Source organism: Sporosarcina sp. SAFN-015 (assembly GCF_059415085.1).
On the sequence record NZ_JBPFDR010000003.1, the window covers coordinates 239775 to 255704 of the forward strand.

A 15930-nucleotide genomic window follows, 5' to 3' on the forward strand; every position below is an offset into this window, starting at 1 on the left:
TGCTTCTATATTTCTCTTGCCTTTTTACTTATTCGATTCAGCCTCTTCAAAACCCTTTAAAATCGATAAAATTCCATCTATAATTTTTCCCTTGTCTGAATGTGCATCGAACCAGGAAATCTCTACCTTGTTTCTAAAGTATGTCATTTGACGTTTCGCATAATGGCGAGTATGTTTTTTGATTAACTCGATGGCTTCTTCCAAAGAGAGGAAGCCTTTAAAATGTTGATACAGTTCCTTATATCCAATTGCTTGAACTGACTGGACATCACGGATGCCATTTTCCCATAGGCCTCTCGCTTCTTCAAGCAAACCCTCCTCCATCATGAGATCCACTCTTCGGTTAATCCTTTCATAGAGGACTTCCCTCTCCAAATCTAAACCGACAATGAGGTGGTCGTATTTAGGCGCTGCACCTGCCCCTTGCTCGTGCTCGTTTTTCGTTTTACCGGTCACTTCAATTATTTCAAGCGCGCGTATTAAACGTCTATGGTTGTTTGGATGGATTTTTTCTGCACTTGCAGGGTCCAGTTTCTGAAGACGGTTGTATAGACGCTCGGCCCCGCCTTCCGTTTTCAGTTCTTCTTCCAACTCGGCTCTGATCTTTTCATCGCCTGCCTCATCGGTAAATCTGAAATCGAATAGGACTGACTGTATATATAATCCTGTTCCTCCGACGATGATCGGTTGTTTGTCGCGATTTTGGATTTCTTCGATGCAATTTCTAACAGTAGACTGGTATTCCGCTACGGAAAATGAATCGGTCGGTTCCTTAATGTCGAACAGATGATGGGGAATCCCTTCCTTTTCATCTTCGGTGATTTTCGCAGTACCGATATTCAAGCCTTTATATACTTGCATCGCATCCCCGTTTATAATTTCTCCATTCAGTCTTTTGGCAAGTTCAATGCTTAATGCCGTTTTACCTGATGCAGTCGGACCGACAATTGCAATGACTTTATTTGTTTGTTTCATTCTTATATTATCCAATCCTTTATAAACTTAAATACTTGTTCCCGATTCACTTCATTCAACATTTCGTGCCGTCCGCCTTCGTATAGCATGACCGTTACATCCTCGATGCCTACATCGGTAAATTGCCTTGCAGCCTGCCAGACGCCTTTTCCTTTATTGCCAACAGGGTCATCTAATCCAGAAAGAAGAAGGATCGGCAAGCTGTTAGGAATTTGTCTTATGTTGTAATGATCATTTATTTTTTCAAGACCTTCGAACAGATCGATGAAAAAACGGGTAGTCGGCACGAATCCACATAATGGATCATTAATATATTTTTCTACGGCTTCTTTATCTCTCGATAACCAATCGAATGGTGTTTTCTGCGTGCCGACTGTTTTGTTAAAACCGCCGAATACTAATTTATTAATAAAATAGTCAGGCTCGCTGAATGTCGTTGTTTTGCCCTTCAAATGCGCTAACGCTTGTCCTCCGACTCTGCTTACACCAGGGTCGCCTGCTGTGCCCGAACAAATAAGCTTATCAAGTTCACTGCCAAATTTCTGGGCATATCTTCTAGCTACGAATGAGCCCATGCTATGGCCGAACAGTATCATTCGGGGTGCTTGGAATTTAGCCTTGTAAAAGTCGATGATTTCTTGCGCATCTTCTACAATCCGATCAAAGCCGACCGAATCGCCGAAATGTCCCAATTTCCCGTTTAATGAGGCTGTCTGGCCATGCCCTCGATGATCATGCCCGGATACGGCGAAGCCTTCGTTTACGAGATATGCTATGAACTGTTCGTAGCGTCCTATATGCTCGGCCATCCCATGCATAATATGGATGTGAGCGATTGGATTCACATCAGGCTGCGCGTAAACCGTATGGATGCAAACACGATCGGACATCATCAACGCTTGTTCATTCAAACTCGTTCACCAACCTTCCCCTCAGCCTCTTTTATATGTTCTTCCAACTTGTGAAGATAGCGCTCTCGCATTTCTTTTGTATAGGATAGGATGGCTCCCATATAATCGGTTGCCGCCTCTTTATACAGCTTGACATACGAAATATTGAAGAATAAATCTCCCTTCCTTCTTATGAAAAAATCTGAAGGCGTCATTGCCATTTCGTAATGGATCGCATAGAGGATTTCCGCTTTCCAAATCGCTGGTAAAATGGAATTCTCTGTCGAAACGGCACTGACATAATTAAAGACTTGGTCAACATTCGTGCCATACAAGGAAGCGAGCATCTCACCTTCTTGCTTCGAAATTCCGTATAATTCCGCTTCATTCGATTTACTTTCAGTAAAAATAGTGAACTGCTCTTCACTTCCAAAGTCTCCGCCAGATAACGGTAGATGCTCCGTTATACACGGACCAAACGACGTTTTTGGTAGACGCTTCACTACATGGTCTACGACAGTTTCGGCCATTTTACGATATCCAGTCAATTTGCCTCCTGCAATTGTAATCAATCCACTTCCCGCTTCCCAAATTTCATCTTTCCTCGAAATTTCGGATGCATCTTTCCCTTCCTCGTAAATGAGCGGCCGTACACCTGCCCAAGTCGATTCAACGTCTTTTCGCTCGACTTTAACAGACGGGAACATGTAATGAATGGCATCCAGTAAGTATGAAATGTCCTCCTCGCTCGCAATCGGATTGGAACGGTCGCCATCAAAAAATGTGTCTGTCGTGCCTATATATGTTTTGTTGCCTCTTGGAATGGCAAAAATCATCCGTTCGTCGGGAGAATCAAAATAGATTGCTTGACGTAAAGGAAAAATCGACTGATCGATGACAATATGGATCCCTTTCGTTAACCGTAATCGTTTGTCGTTAGACAATTCATCTTTCGCCCGTATTTCATCTACCCAAGGACCCGTCGCATTGACGACAACTGAGGCACTGATGTCAATCTCTTCTCCAGTGAGCATGTCACGAGCTAACACGCCTTTTACTTTTCCGTCATCATAGTTAAATTGCTCTGCCTTCATGTAATTTAAGCAGAGCGCACCTTTTTGAGCAGCTTTTTTCATTACTTCAATAGTGAGTCGCGCATCGTCCGTCCGGTATTCCACATAATGTCCCCCGCCAAGCAGGCCATCTTCCTTCAATAACGGCTCCATAGCTAGCGTCTCTTCGGCGGATAGCATTTCACGGCGCTCCTCTTTTTTGACGCCTGCCAATTTATCATAGACGAAGAGGCCTGCGGAAGTTGACAACTTTCCAAAAGAGCCTCCTTTATGGAAAGGGAGCAGCATTCGCTCAGGCTCCGTCACATGAAGAGCATTCTGATAGACGATATCTCTTTCCCTGCCAGTTTCTGAAACGATCTTTAACTCCATCTGCTTCAAATACCGCAACCCGCCATGGATGAGCTTTGTTGAGCGGCTCGACGTTCCTGCCGCAAAATCCTGCATCTCAATTAATGCAACGGACAATCCCCTTGTAACCGCATCCAATGCTATGCCTGCACCGGTGATTCCACCGCCAATGACGAGCAAGTCAAACTGATAGTCGCGCATGAACTGTTTCACTTTCGGCCTTGTGATCGATGATAACATCATTCGCTCTCCTCCAGTCAAGATTTAAAAGTCCGCGCCGCTTCAACCGCCCTTATCCATCCGTTGTATAGGGCATCGCGCTCTTCCACTTCCATTATTGGTGAATACGTCTTTTCCTTTGCCCATAATGCTTCGACAGACTCGCAAGATTCGAAAAAGCCTGTTGCAAGTCCCGCAAGGTAAGCCGCTCCAAGTGCCGTCGTCTCTAAATAAGCCGATTGCTCCACTTCGATTTGAAGCAAATCGCTTTGGAATTGCATAAGGAATGTATTGGCGACAGCCCCTCCGTCAACTCGCAAAATATCGATGTCAATGCCTGCATCTTTTTCCATCGTCAGAAGCACATCTTTCGTTTGGTAGGCGAGCGATTCGACTGTAGCCCGGATGAAATGCTCTTTTTCCGTTCCGCGTGTCAATCCAAATACAGCCCCTCTCGTATCCGAATCCCAATACGGAGTTCCTAGACCGACGAACGCTGGAACTACGTACACACCATCCGTGGATGCAATACGCTTCGCGTACATTTCCGAATCCGCAGCCTTATTGATCATACGCAACCCATCTCTAAGCCATTGTATGGCAGAGCCCACGACGAACACACTTCCTTCTAGTGCATATGTAATCTTGCCGTCCAGACCCCATGCAATCGTTGTAAGAAGCCCATTTTCGGAAATCATCGGCTGTTCGCCCGTATTCAACAACATGAAGCAACCAGTGCCATACGTATTTTTTGCCATGCCTCTATGGAAACAAGTTTGCCCGAACAAGGCGCATTGTTGATCTCCCGCTGCCCCGGCAATCGGGATGGAAGCCCCAAAGAAAACAGATGGGTCGGTATTAGCATAGATTTCAGAGGACATTCTCACCTCAGGCAACATATTCATCGGGACATCCAACATTTCGCATAGATCTTTATCCCACTGCAGCTCATGGATATTGAAAAGCATCGTTCTTGATGCATTGGAATAGTCGGTGACATGGACGGCTCCATTCGAAAGCTTCCAAATTAAGAACGAATCAATCGTTCCAAAAAGCAGATCGCCTTTTTCCGCCCGCTCCCGAACGCCTTCTACTTCATCGAGAATCCATTTAACTTTTGAACCTGAGAAATAAGGATCAAGTTGCAACCCAGTCTTTTGACGGACGCTTTCTTGTTTACCACTATTCCTCAATTCATCGATAATCGGCTGTGATTGTCTTGATTGCCAAACAATCGCGTTGTAGACAGGTTGTCCAGTCTTCTTATCCCATATAACTGTCGTTTCTCGTTGATTTGTAATTCCAATTCCGTCAATATCTTTTGGCTGATGTCCGCTTTCAGTCAAGACTGAGGCGATGACGGATAAGACAGAACCCCATATTTCACTCGCATTATGTTCGACCCAGCCGGGCTTCGGAAAAATCTGCTTAAATTCCCGCTGTGCCGTATGAACGATCTCGCCTTTCCGATTAAACAGTATTGCCCTCGTACTCGTCGTGCCTTGGTCAATCGTTAATATGAACTCACCCATCCTCATTCCTCCCCCTCGTTCAATATAAGAGACTATTCATTTTTTACATTACCCTCTTAAACATCTTTTCAATTTCATAAGTTGAAAAATGTACCAAGACTGGTCGTCCATGAGGGCATGTATACGGATTTTCCGCAAGCGACAGGTCATTCAGCAATCTTTCCATATCTGCAATCGATAGATGATGATTCGCTTTAATGGACCGTTTACAGCTCATCATAATTGCAGTCTCTTCCCGTAGTTTGCCGATATCAGTCTTCCGGTTCGTCAGCACTTGCTCTATTAATTCTTCGATAAGCGTCGACGCTTCTCCTGCCGGAAACCACGCTGGATATTCCTTAACTGTATAAGAGGAAGGGCCGAACTCCTCCAAAAAGACGCCTACCTCATTTAACGCTTCCCGATTCTCTTCTATTTTCACCATTTCATCGCCTGAATAATGGAAAATGAGCGGCATTAACAACATTTGCCTTTCATCCTGTTCCACTTTACTCAATTTATCTCTAAAGAATTCATATTTGATGCGTTCTTGAGCAGCATGCTGATCAATCATATAAAATCCGTCTTCATTTTGAGCGACGATATACGTGCCGTGGACTTGACCGACCGGAACGAGTGAAGGGAATCTTTTTTCCTTCACTTCAATTGTTTCGGTAACAGGTACTTCAAGATTATCCAATACCTCTTGTTCTTCCATCACTTTCTCAGGCAAGTCTGCTTGCACATATTCCTGCTTGGCGATAGGTTCGTAAACAGTTTGGATTGGCTTCTTTTCGAACAGTTCCATTTCTGGTTTAGAATTTTCCTTCTCAAACTGAGCCACTACCTGTTTCGTTTCTAATTCCTCTCGTTCAACTGTCGTTTCCTTCCGAATATTTGAAGGCTGGAATTCATTCCACATGCTTACCTGCTCAGAAGGCATTCTTTTGACAGGCTCACGTTTCACAGCATCCGGAACGATAATAGATCTTTTCACCGCTTCGCGAACTGATGATTTGATAAGGGCAAACAGTTCACCCTCTTTACTAAGGCGAATATGCTGTTTGGACGGGTGCACGTTGACATCTGTTAAAAACGGATCTGTTTCAACGTTGATGACTGCAATCGGGAAGCGTCCGATCGGCAAATAGGTGTGCAATCCATCGAGCACTGCTTGATTTGCTGTGTAGCTCTTCACCCATCTTCCGTTGACGATAAGAGTCATATAGTTTTTGGATGCCCTTGTCATTTCAGGTAGAGTAACGTATCCATCCACTTTAAAATCGGAGTTTTCCCCGTTGAACGGAACCATTTTCTTCGCGACCGCCATACCGTAAATATCTGTAAGGACTTTACGCCGATCTCCGCTGCCTGATGTATGCAGGATTGTCTGGCTATGATGGGATAGCTTGAAAGAGATATGGGGATGGCTAAGCGCAAGACGGTTGACGAGATCGATTGTATGTCCTAGCTCAGTCTGGATTGTTTTCATATATTTCAACCTAGCCGGCGTGTTATAGAATAGTTGCGATACTGTCATATCGGTCCCTTTTCTGAATGCTGCGTTGGATTCTTTCAGAACGATGCCGCCGTCAAGCTGCACTTCCGTCCCTTCCGTTTCACCATCAGACGTGAAGAGGCTGACCTTGGATACGGAAGCGATACTGGCAAGCGCCTCCCCTCTGAATCCAAGAGTCCTGATCCGGAACAGATCATGTTCATTCGATATTTTGCTCGTTGCGTGGCGCTCAAACGCAAGGACAGCATCGTGACGTGACATCCCTTTTCCGTTATCGGTCACCCGAATGGATGTAAGGCCCGCTTCTTCAAGCGCAATTTCAATCGATGTGCTATCCGCGTCAATCGAGTTCTCGACCAATTCCTTTACAATCGAAGCTGGTCGCTCAACGACTTCCCCTGCAGCGATTTTATTCGATAATGAATCATCCATGACTGAAATGATATCCATTGAATCCCTCCTTATGTCTTTTGGTTATGAAAATGAATAGCAATAGGCAAGCTGGTCGTAAATCATCAATCCGCTTTCGTAGCCGTACTTAATTGTTTTTGCCAATCTAAGATCAAGTTCATCGCCTGCATCGGTGTCAAGTTCAAGAGGTCTGTCTGTTTCATCTGCTCTAAAACGGACTTGTCCACTTCCGACACCGGGTCAGGATCTTCCTGCAAATCAAAGAACGTCAATTGCTCGGATGCCGAAGGCGCGGCAGCCGCCTGTTCTGCATTTTCAAAAGCGTCAAGGAGCTCCTTAGCACGGACGACGATTGTGTCCGGAAGTCCTGCTAGCTGCGCAACATGGATACCATAACTTTTATCCGCCGGACCCGCCATCACTTTATGGAGAAAGACGACTCTTCCTTCCTGCTCCATAGCAGCCACATGTACATTCGCTAGTCTTTCCAATTCGATGTCCAATTTGGTCAGCTCGTGATAATGCGTTGAAAACAATGTGTTAGCACCGATTTCATTATGGATGAATTCCATCATTGCCTGGGCAAGTGACATTCCGTCGTATGTCGACGTTCCTCTTCCAATTTCATCGAAAAGGAGCAAGCTATTGCTAGTTGCATTCGCAATTGCATATTTCGATTCCATCATTTCCATCATGAACGTACTTTGACCGGATGCCAGGTCGTCCGCCGCTCCGATTCTCGTAAATATTTGATCTGTCACAGGAAGAGTTGCGGACTCGCAAGGCACATAGCAGCCGATTTGAGCCATGATGACTGTCAATGCCACTTGCCGCATAAATGTACTTTTACCAGACATGTTCGGACCTGTTATGAGCAGCATGTTTGCGTCCTCGGTCAGTTTGCAGCTATTCGGCACGTATAATGAATGATCCATCATCTTCTCGACGACGGGATGTCTTCCATTTTTAATTTCCAAGGCCCGTCCGTCATGGAATTGCGGTCTGACGAATCTTTGCTTCTCGGATACTTCGGCGAATGATAAGAGTACGTCCAACTCGGACAGGACGCTAGCCAACCTTTGAACTTTGCGGATATATTTTTTCATTTCGTCTCGCACAGTGCAAAAAAGTGTATATTCCAGTTCTTGCCCTTCCGCTTCGGCATTCAGGATCAGGTCTTCCTTTTCCTTCAGTTCGGAAGTGATATAGCGCTCCGCATTGGCAAGCGTCTGTTTGCGCTCATAACGGCTCAAATCCGCAAGATGGATATTGGATTTAGTAATTTCGATAAAATAGCCGAAAATGCGGTTGTAGCCGATTTTCAAGTTTTTAATGCCCGTACGTTCCCGTTCTTCGCGTTCGAGCCCAGCTAGCCATTCCTTGCCGTTTCTCGAAGCATCTCTATACTGGTCCAGCTTTTCGTGGTAACCATCTTTGATAATGCCGCCTTCCTTGACAGAGAGCGGAGGATTTTCTGCAATAGACACTTCCAAAAGATCAAGCGCTTCCGGACACGGATCGATTTGTTCAGAAAATCGTTGGAGTCGTTCGTGGCCAGATTGTTGTAAAGCATTTTTTAAATGCGGCACCCGTCGAAGGGAATTTCGAAGTTGTGCAAGATCTCTACCACTTGCACTTCCCATGGAAATTCTTCCTGATAACCGTTCAAGGTCATAAACTTCCTTCAAAGCTGTTTTTAATTCATCTCGAAGAAAGTAATCTTCAATCAAGTCGGAAACAATCGTTAATCTATCCTCTATCGCAACCCTGTCCGCCAGAGGCTGATGAATCCAAATTCTCAATTTCCTTGCACCCATCGCTGTCGATGTTTCATCAAGCAGCCAGAAAAGCGTTCCTTCTTTGCTTCCGCTCCGGATGGATTGGACAAGCTCGAGATTGCGCATTGAATTGGCATCGATTGATAGCTTTCCGGATTTTTGGATATATTCAAAAGGACGCAGGTGATCCAAAGATGTTTTTTGAGTGCGTTTCAAATAAGAAACTAAAATATCGCATGCCTCATTCAATTCACTTGGAACATGCGGCTGAGCAGTTTTAGAGTGCATGTCCTCCCCATTTTCCATCGAAAGGACGATATCCCTTTTCGCCATCCATTCATTTAATGTAAGATGCAACCGTTCCCGGACGACGATCTCCTTCATTCCGAGCGCTTCAATCTCGCCAATCAATGTACGTTCATCACCTTTAATAATTTCAGCCTTTCCTTCACCCGTTGCTAGATCGACATACGCCAAAGCATACCGTCGTTCATCCAACTGATCGGCAGCCCCGATGAAATGATTCGCATTGGCATCTAAAGATTTGCCTTCTATAATTGTTCCCGGTGTTACTACTTTGACGACTTCCCGTTTCACAATCCCTTTAGCCGCCCGTGGATCCTCCGTTTGTTCACAGATTGCCACTTTATGGCCTTTTTGGACCAACGTCTCAATATATCCTTCAGCTGAATGAAAAGGCACACCGCACATCGGGATTTTGTCAGTACTTCCTCCGTCCCTGCTCGTCAAAGTAATTTCAAGAATATTGGATGCTTCAATTGCATCGTTGAAAAACATTTCGTAGAAGTCTCCTAAACGGAAAAATAGAAATGCATCCTCATATTCTGATTTCACTTGTAAATATTGTTGAATCATTGGTGTATATGTAGTCATTCCAGAACCTCGCAATATCTGTCGTTTTCTTTATTATATCAAAACATGAAGCCTCACAGGTACAAAGCGGAAAATCCCGAATTTAAAAAAAGCCGGAAGCTTATCCGGCTTAAAATGGACGTGAATCCTTTCCTCTATCGTCATGACGCTTCTCTTCATCTGCTTTGTGATGGTCATGGTCATGTTCTTGATGGGAAGACGATTCATCATTGAATGACCATTCCTCTTCAAATTGATGCGGATGAACAGTGATACATACTTTTGTTTCCCCGACAACTTCCGCTACCAATTCTCTTTCCACTTTAATAATAAATTTTTCACCGCATTCTGAGATGAGTGCCTCGGTGCAATTTGGATGCTGGACGACGTTGACGATAATTTCTTCCTGACCGGACACCGGCTCATCCCGATAATGGAGCCGTATCTTATCCTTATACGGCACCGATTCCGAATAGACGGAAGTCTTTGAGTGATCGTGATGCGAATACCAGACATTCACATCAAATTTCCCTGTCACTTCAATGTATCGTCCCACTTTTTTTGCTTGATGCGTGTGGTTGATCACCCAACAGCCCAGAATGCTCGATGGATTATTCGGCGGCTTCAGAGAGACATTCGATTCCGTCCTTAGTTTCCCTTTAGCAATGACTGCCTTCGTCACAATTTGCCGTAGATTCTTCAGTTCGTTTCCTCCTTCGTTGACGTCTATTTATCCTATGCACCAGAAGCCCAGAAAGTGAAAAAACCGATGAGGAAATTATCCTCACCGGTTTTGATTATGATAATGGCTTATGTTTCGTACTTCTTACGTATGATCCAGTTTCCCCGCGTAGAACATCCCCGCCAGTCGATTCAATGATCTCGTCTGTAACACTGTTGGAAATCGTATTTGAGACCAGTTGAAGCAGTTCATTCACGTCAAGCTGTGATTGTTTGAATTCCTGTACAATCGGAACATCGTCAATCTCAGATTGAATCTTCTCGATTTTCCCTTCAATAATTTGGAGGGCTCTTTCCTTTTCATACATTTGAAAATTGACAGCTTGTGTTTGCAATGATTTCAAGCTAGCAATCTTTTCACGGATTTTTTGATTTTCATTAATTTGTTCTTCAGCACGTTTGAAAAATTCAACTTGCTCTGTATTGGCAATCATATGTGCAATTTCGCGTGCTTTTGCAATGATCTCTTCTTTAGTATAAAACTTTTCCATTATGACATCACCTTTTCCTCTTTTACGATACCGATAAATTCTCCGTCGAGCGACCATGTTTTGGCCTCTGTAATTTTTACATTCACAATTTCGCCGATCACTGAACGCGGCGCTTTGAAATTAACGAGTTTATTCTTCTCTGTATAACCGGCAAGCACTTCGGGATTCCTTTTACTTTCTCCCTCTACAAGCACTTTTACAATTTTACCTTTATAAGGCTTCATCGCTTCTGCGGACATATCATTTACGAGCTTATTGAGACGTTGAAGACGTTCTTTTTTCACTTCCATTGGGATATTGTCCACCATCTTGGCGGCTGGCGTCCCTTCACGTGGAGAATAAATATACGTATAAGCCATTTCGAAGCCGACTTCCTTATATAAAGAAAGTGTTTCTTCGAATTGCTCGTCCGTTTCATTCGGGAATCCGACAATAATATCCGTTGTCAACGTGACGTTTGGAATGGCGGCTTTTATTTTACCGACAAGCTCCAAGAACTGTTCTCTGGAATATTTTCGCGCCATAATCTTCAAAATATCGCTTGAACCTGATTGGACAGGTAAATGTATGTGATCGAGCAAGTTCCCGCCTTTAGCAAGAACTTCAATGAGATGATCATCGAAATCCCTTGGGTGGCTCGTTGTAAAACGTATGCGCGGAATATCAATTTGACGAAGGTCATCCATTAAATCCCCTAGGCGATATTCAATATCATCGAAGTCTTTTCCATAAGCATTAACGTTTTGGCCGAGCAGCATGATCTCTTTATATCCATGAGCGGCTAGCTGCCTAACTTCTTGGATAATGTCATGTGGGCGTCGACTGCGCTCTTTTCCACGGGTATACGGAACGATGCAGTATGTGCAGAACTTGTCGCAGCCGTACATGATGTTGACCCAAGCTTTTATATTGCCATGTCGGACTTTTGGAAGGTTTTCAATGATATCCCCTTCTTTAGACCAAACTTCGACGACCATTTCTTTGGACATATATGCTTCATGAAGGATATTTGGCAATCTGTGGATGTTATGCGTTCCGAAGATCATATCGACTTGATCGTATGTTTTCAGGATTTTATTAACGACTGACTCTTCTTGTGACATGCAGCCACAAACGCCTATGAGCAGATCAGGTTTTTCAAGCTTTAACGGCTTCAAATGTCCCAATTCACCAAACACCTTGTTTTCGGCGTTTTCTCGAATTGCGCACGTATTCAGTAGAATGACATCTGCATCGTCCACCATGTTTGTCGCTTCGTATCCTAAACCGGTAAAGATGCCCGCCATTACCTCAGTATCATGCTCGTTCATTTGACAACCATATGTACGGATATAAAATTTACGTCCAGCACCCATGCCAATAAAACGCTTTTCAATTTGGAAATCGTCGTGATAGGCGATTTCTTCTTTACCGCGCTTTTTTGCATTCTTTAAGGATGGGGGTGTATAGACTGTTTCAAAATATTTACTATAGTCCTTTTCCGTTGCAGATGCAGTTTTCACTGTATCCGGTTTGACAAGCCCGGCTTCCAGGCGTTGTTCTTCATTCATTTAAACAGCCCCTTTCTTCAAACCTTGCGGGAATTGAACAGATTCGATTCCATTATACATGAACTTCTTACCACTTTGAAGTAGTGTGATTTTTTTCACATCTGGAATTCAGCAGTTTTAGGCAACTGTGTGACAACTGGCGGTTTCTTTGGACGCGAGTGGGCTTGCTTTGGACGCGAGACGGCTTGCTTTGAACGCGCAACCACCTGCTTTGGACGCGAGACGGCTTGCTTTGGACGTGCGACCACCTGCTTTGGACGCGAGACGGCTTACTTTGGACGCGCAACCATCTGCTTTGGACATTAGACCTTATATAGGCGTTGCAACAATAAGGGGCTATCGCAGAAAATCAGTTTTCACTGACTTGCTGGATAGCCCCCTTGGATTTTATTGCTATTGTCAAATACGTTTTTAACTTCTTTTTCTCTTCTCAACTAACAGCTTCAACGCTGTTCGTCCCTCACCATTAATTTCAATATCGGTAAATGCCGGGGCACAAACGAGGTCGCTGCCGCTTGGAGCGACAAAGCCGCGTGCAATTGCGACCGCTTTGATGGCCTGGTTCAATGCGCCGGCGCCGACCGCCTGCATTTCCGCATACCCTTGATCCCTGATTACCGCTACGAGTGCTCCTGCGACGGAATTTGGATTAGAGCGGGATGATACCTTCAATGGACTCACCATGTTTCCTCCTTGTTTTCACGATGTCTATGGAATGTATTTATCCATACGTCATCTTATGAAAAGAAGGAGATGAATAGACTCACTTCATACTTCGAATCGGTGATCCTCATTGATCATAATACGTTCAATCGCGACAGCTTTACCTGTTTGGTCGTTTAACTCGACAAACAGCCCATTCAATTGGGCGCGGCCTCGTTTCGGAACTTCAAAGCGAGTCGGCAAATTCGTACGGAATCGATAGATGACATCCTCTTTCTTCATCCCTAATATTTCGTCATAGGGGCCAGTCATTCCGGCGTCCGTCAAATAGGCTGTACCGCCTGGCAAAATACGGTCATCTGCCGTTTGAACATGTGTATGCGTCCCGACGACAACAGATGCTTTTCCGTCCAAATGCCACCCCATAGCGATTTTCTCACTTGTCGCCTCAGCATGGAAATCAACGAAAATAAGTGGAGAAATTTCGCTTGCCTCTTCAATCAATTCCTCCGCCTTTTCAAACGGATCGCCATGCGGCGGAAGGAATGTTCGGCCATGCAAATTAATTACTGATAACGTCACTCCATTTTTAGTAATCGTCGTCATGCCTTTTCCCGGAGCCTCATCTGAAAAATTTGCAGGACGGATCAAATAATCGGTATCATCGATAAAATCGTATATTTCTTTTTGATCCCACGTATGATTGCCCATCGTCACGACATCGACGCCTGAACGGAGAAGATCGTCAAAAATTGCTTTTGTAATTCCCCTGCCCGAAGCGGCATTTTCACCGTTGGCAATGACGACATCCGCTTTGTATTTTCTTTTCAATCGTGCGATATGATCGAACACCATCTCTCTGCCGATTGATCCTACAATATCACCAATAAAAATTACCTTCATGATTGTAACCTCTTTCTACTTATACGAACTTCAAATGTAACGATAAGAAAATGACTCCTGAACCATGGCTGGACAGGAGTCATTTTATCATTTTGCATATTCGACTGCACGCGTTTCACGAATGACCGTCACTTTGATGTGACCCGGATAATCGAGTTCTTCCTCGATCCGTTTTCGAATATCTCTAGCCAGTCGATGCGCAGTAATATCATCAATCTGGTCTGGTCGAACAATGATTCGGACTTCGCGGCCCGCTTGGATGGCGAATGATTTTTCTACGCCTTCGTATGATTCCGAAATTTCTTCAAGTTTTTGTAACCTGCGAATATAGTTTTCTAAAGTTTCACTTCGTGCACCTGGTCTTGCTGCTGATAATGCATCTGCTGCAGCAACCAATACTGCGATGACAGACGTCGCTTCTTCATCACCATGATGGGATGCGATACTATTGATGACAACAGGGTGCTCTTTGTACTTCGTAGCAAGCTCTACCCCGATTTGAACGTGGCTTCCTTCGACTTCGTGGTCGATCGCCTTACCGATATCGTGGAGAAGACCTGCACGTCTTGCAAGGGTGACATCCTCGCCAACCTCGGCTGCCAACAGTCCTGCAAGATAAGCAACTTCAACGGAGTGCTTCAGGACGTTTTGGCCGTAGCTTGTTCGGAAATGCAATCTTCCAAGGATTTTGATTAGATCCGGATGCAAGTTATGAACTCCTACGTCAAATGTAGTCTGTTCCCCTTTTTCACGGATTAGTTCGTCCACTTCCCTGCGCGCCTTATCTACCATCTCTTCAATACGTGCCGGGTGTATTCTGCCATCTTGTACAAGTTTTTCAAGTGCAAGACGTGCAGTTTCACGACGGACAGGATCGAAGCCTGATAGAATGACCGCTTCTGGAGTATCGTCGATGATTAGATCAATACCAGTCAATGTTTCCAATGTCCTGATATTACGACCTTCCCTTCCGATGATTCGGCCTTTCATTTCATCGTTCGGCAAGTTTACGACAGACACGGTTGTTTCTGCAACATGATCTGCAGCGAAACGTTGTAATGCAAGGGAAAGGATTTCGCGCGCTTTCTTTTCGGATTCTTCTTTTGCACGCTGTTCTGATTCTTTTGTCATTACGGCGATATCTGTAGAAAGCTCTTTCTCGACGTCATCCAAGATGATTCGTTTCGCTTCATCCCGTGTGAGGGCCGAGATTCTTTCAAGTTCCGTCTGTTGCATGGCAACAAGATCTTCCGCCTTGCGTTCCATTTGTTCAATATGCTGTTGTCTACTGGAAAGCGCATCATCTTTGCGTTCCAGTCCTGCTTCTCTTTTATTGAGAGCATCATCCTTGCGGTCAAGATTTTCTTCCCGTTGTAAAAGGCGGTTTTCCTGCTTTTGCAGTTCCGCTCTTCGTTCACGGACTTCTGACTCCGCTTCAATTCTCAGTTTGTGATTTTCATCTTTCGCTTCTAACAGTGCCTCTTTTTTCATAGCCTCCGCTTCACGTTTCGCATCTTCGACGATTTGTTCTGCAGAGTTTTTGGCACCCGTCACTCTTGAATCATTCACCTTTTTGATAACTAAATAGATAACAACTGCACCGACGAACAGACCGAGCAAAGCGGAGATGATGTTTCCGATGATTCCATCTGGCATCCAGGTCACCTCCTCCTGCTATTCTTTTCGTTTTCAGTCGGCTCGTATATTAACATTCAACATACTGCCATAATGATTTCATTGGTGTGAAATTATACAATTCTAATTGTATCTATGAAAATTTGCCATGTCAAGGATTGTAAACAAAAGCGGAGGGCGGCGTTTAGCTTCGACAGGCATAAGGCAGATCTGCGAAACGGCGATCTTTGCCGTATAGCAGATCTGCATTATGACCCGAGAAGCTGCCGCCCGGAGTCTAGACGTAAACAAAAGCGGAGGGCGGCGTTTAGCTTCGACAGGCATAAGGCAGATCTGCGAAACGGCGA

13 protein-coding genes are annotated in these 15930 nt (G+C 44.5%); 1 reads left to right on the plus strand and 12 read right to left on the minus strand.

The features are described from left to right. Nucleotides 1–24 precede the first annotated feature (24 nt). From miaA to miaB, 9 genes are all read right to left on the minus strand, one after another. A complete protein-coding gene (gene miaA, locus ACR65H_RS07025; RefSeq protein WP_440499446.1) occupies nt 25–975 on the minus strand; it encodes a tRNA (adenosine(37)-N6)-dimethylallyltransferase MiaA in 951 nt (316 codons plus the stop codon). 2 nt (nt 976–977) lie between these two features. Continuing rightward, entirely contained in the window at nt 978–1886 is a 909-nt protein-coding gene (locus ACR65H_RS07030) for an alpha/beta hydrolase (RefSeq protein WP_440499447.1), read from the minus strand. Further along, a complete protein-coding gene (locus tag ACR65H_RS07035; protein ID WP_440499448.1) occupies nt 1883–3532 on the minus strand; it encodes a glycerol-3-phosphate dehydrogenase/oxidase in 1650 nt (549 codons plus the stop codon). The genes ACR65H_RS07030 and ACR65H_RS07035 overlap by 4 nt, the downstream gene beginning before the upstream one ends. Nucleotides 3533–3546: 14 nt before the next feature. Beyond that, nucleotides 3547–5040, minus strand: coding sequence for a glycerol kinase GlpK (gene glpK, locus ACR65H_RS07040; protein WP_440499449.1), 1494 nt, complete (start codon nt 5038–5040; stop codon nt 3547–3549). A gap of 43 nt (nt 5041–5083) precedes the next feature. Beyond that, nucleotides 5084–6988, minus strand: coding sequence for a DNA mismatch repair endonuclease MutL (gene mutL / locus ACR65H_RS07045; protein WP_440499450.1), 1905 nt, complete (start codon nt 6986–6988; stop codon nt 5084–5086). Nucleotides 6989–7053: 65 nt separating this feature from the next. Continuing rightward, the gene (mutS, locus tag ACR65H_RS07050) at nt 7054–9621 is read right to left on the minus strand and encodes a DNA mismatch repair protein MutS (RefSeq protein WP_440499451.1); all 2568 of its coding nucleotides are present in this window, start codon (nt 9619–9621) and stop codon (nt 7054–7056) included. Nucleotides 9622–9730: 109 nt separating this feature from the next. Next, the gene (gene cotE, locus ACR65H_RS07055) at nt 9731–10282 is read right to left on the minus strand and encodes an outer spore coat protein CotE (RefSeq protein WP_440499452.1); all 552 of its coding nucleotides are present in this window, start codon (nt 10280–10282) and stop codon (nt 9731–9733) included. Nucleotides 10283–10397: 115 nt separating this feature from the next. Beyond that, complete coding sequence (locus ACR65H_RS07060; protein WP_440499453.1) at nt 10398–10832, minus strand: YlbF/YmcA family competence regulator; 435 nt, start codon at nt 10830–10832, stop codon at nt 10398–10400. Next, nucleotides 10832–12382 (minus strand): tRNA (N6-isopentenyl adenosine(37)-C2)-methylthiotransferase MiaB, encoded by a 1551-nt coding sequence (miaB, locus tag ACR65H_RS07065; RefSeq protein ID WP_440499454.1) that lies wholly within the window; start codon nt 12380–12382, stop codon nt 10832–10834. The genes ACR65H_RS07060 and miaB overlap by 1 nt, the downstream gene beginning before the upstream one ends. Before the next feature lie 148 nt (nt 12383–12530). Between miaB and ACR65H_RS07070 the strand changes: the two genes are divergently transcribed. Further along, the gene (locus ACR65H_RS07070; RefSeq protein WP_440499455.1) at nt 12531–12797 is read left to right on the plus strand and encodes a hypothetical protein; all 267 of its coding nucleotides are present in this window, start codon (nt 12531–12533) and stop codon (nt 12795–12797) included. Here the strand turns inward: ACR65H_RS07070 and ACR65H_RS07075 are convergent. The 3 genes from ACR65H_RS07075 to rny form a co-directional block, all read right to left on the minus strand. Further along, the gene (locus ACR65H_RS07075) at nt 12794–13063 is read right to left on the minus strand and encodes a stage V sporulation protein S (protein ID WP_153010004.1); all 270 of its coding nucleotides are present in this window, start codon (nt 13061–13063) and stop codon (nt 12794–12796) included. The genes ACR65H_RS07070 and ACR65H_RS07075 overlap by 4 nt on opposite strands. A gap of 87 nt (nt 13064–13150) precedes the next feature. Next, a complete protein-coding gene (locus tag ACR65H_RS07080) occupies nt 13151–13948 on the minus strand; it encodes a TIGR00282 family metallophosphoesterase (protein ID WP_440499456.1) in 798 nt (265 codons plus the stop codon). 87 nt (nt 13949–14035) lie between these two features. Further along, entirely contained in the window at nt 14036–15604 is a 1569-nt protein-coding gene (rny, locus tag ACR65H_RS07085) for a ribonuclease Y (protein WP_440499457.1), read from the minus strand. Nucleotides 15605–15930 lie beyond the last annotated feature (326 nt).

What these genes read in the sequence shown, in the direction of transcription:
- rny (WP_440499457.1), bottom strand. Translation starts at nt 15,604, where the DNA reads ATGCCAGATGGAATCATCGGAAACATCATCTCCGCTTTGCTCGGTCTG.
- ACR65H_RS07060 (WP_440499453.1), bottom strand. Translation starts at nt 10,832, where the DNA reads ATGGAAAAGTTTTATACTAAAGAAGAGATCATTGCAAAAGCACGCGAA.
- mutL (WP_440499450.1), bottom strand. Translation starts at nt 6,988, where the DNA reads ATGGATATCATTTCAGTCATGGATGATTCATTATCGAATAAAATCGCT.
- glpK (WP_440499449.1), bottom strand. Translation starts at nt 5,040, where the DNA reads ATGGGTGAGTTCATATTAACGATTGACCAAGGCACGACGAGTACGAGG.
- ACR65H_RS07035 (WP_440499448.1), bottom strand. Translation starts at nt 3,532, where the DNA reads ATGATGTTATCATCGATCACAAGGCCGAAAGTGAAACAGTTCATGCGC.
- ACR65H_RS07080 (WP_440499456.1), bottom strand. Translation starts at nt 13,948, where the DNA reads ATGAAGGTAATTTTTATTGGTGATATTGTAGGATCAATCGGCAGAGAG.
- miaB (WP_440499454.1), bottom strand. Translation starts at nt 12,382, where the DNA reads ATGAATGAAGAACAACGCCTGGAAGCCGGGCTTGTCAAACCGGATACA.
- miaA (WP_440499446.1), bottom strand. Translation starts at nt 975, where the DNA reads ATGAAACAAACAAATAAAGTCATTGCAATTGTCGGTCCGACTGCATCA.
- mutS (WP_440499451.1), bottom strand. Translation starts at nt 9,621, where the DNA reads ATGACTACATATACACCAATGATTCAACAATATTTACAAGTGAAATCA.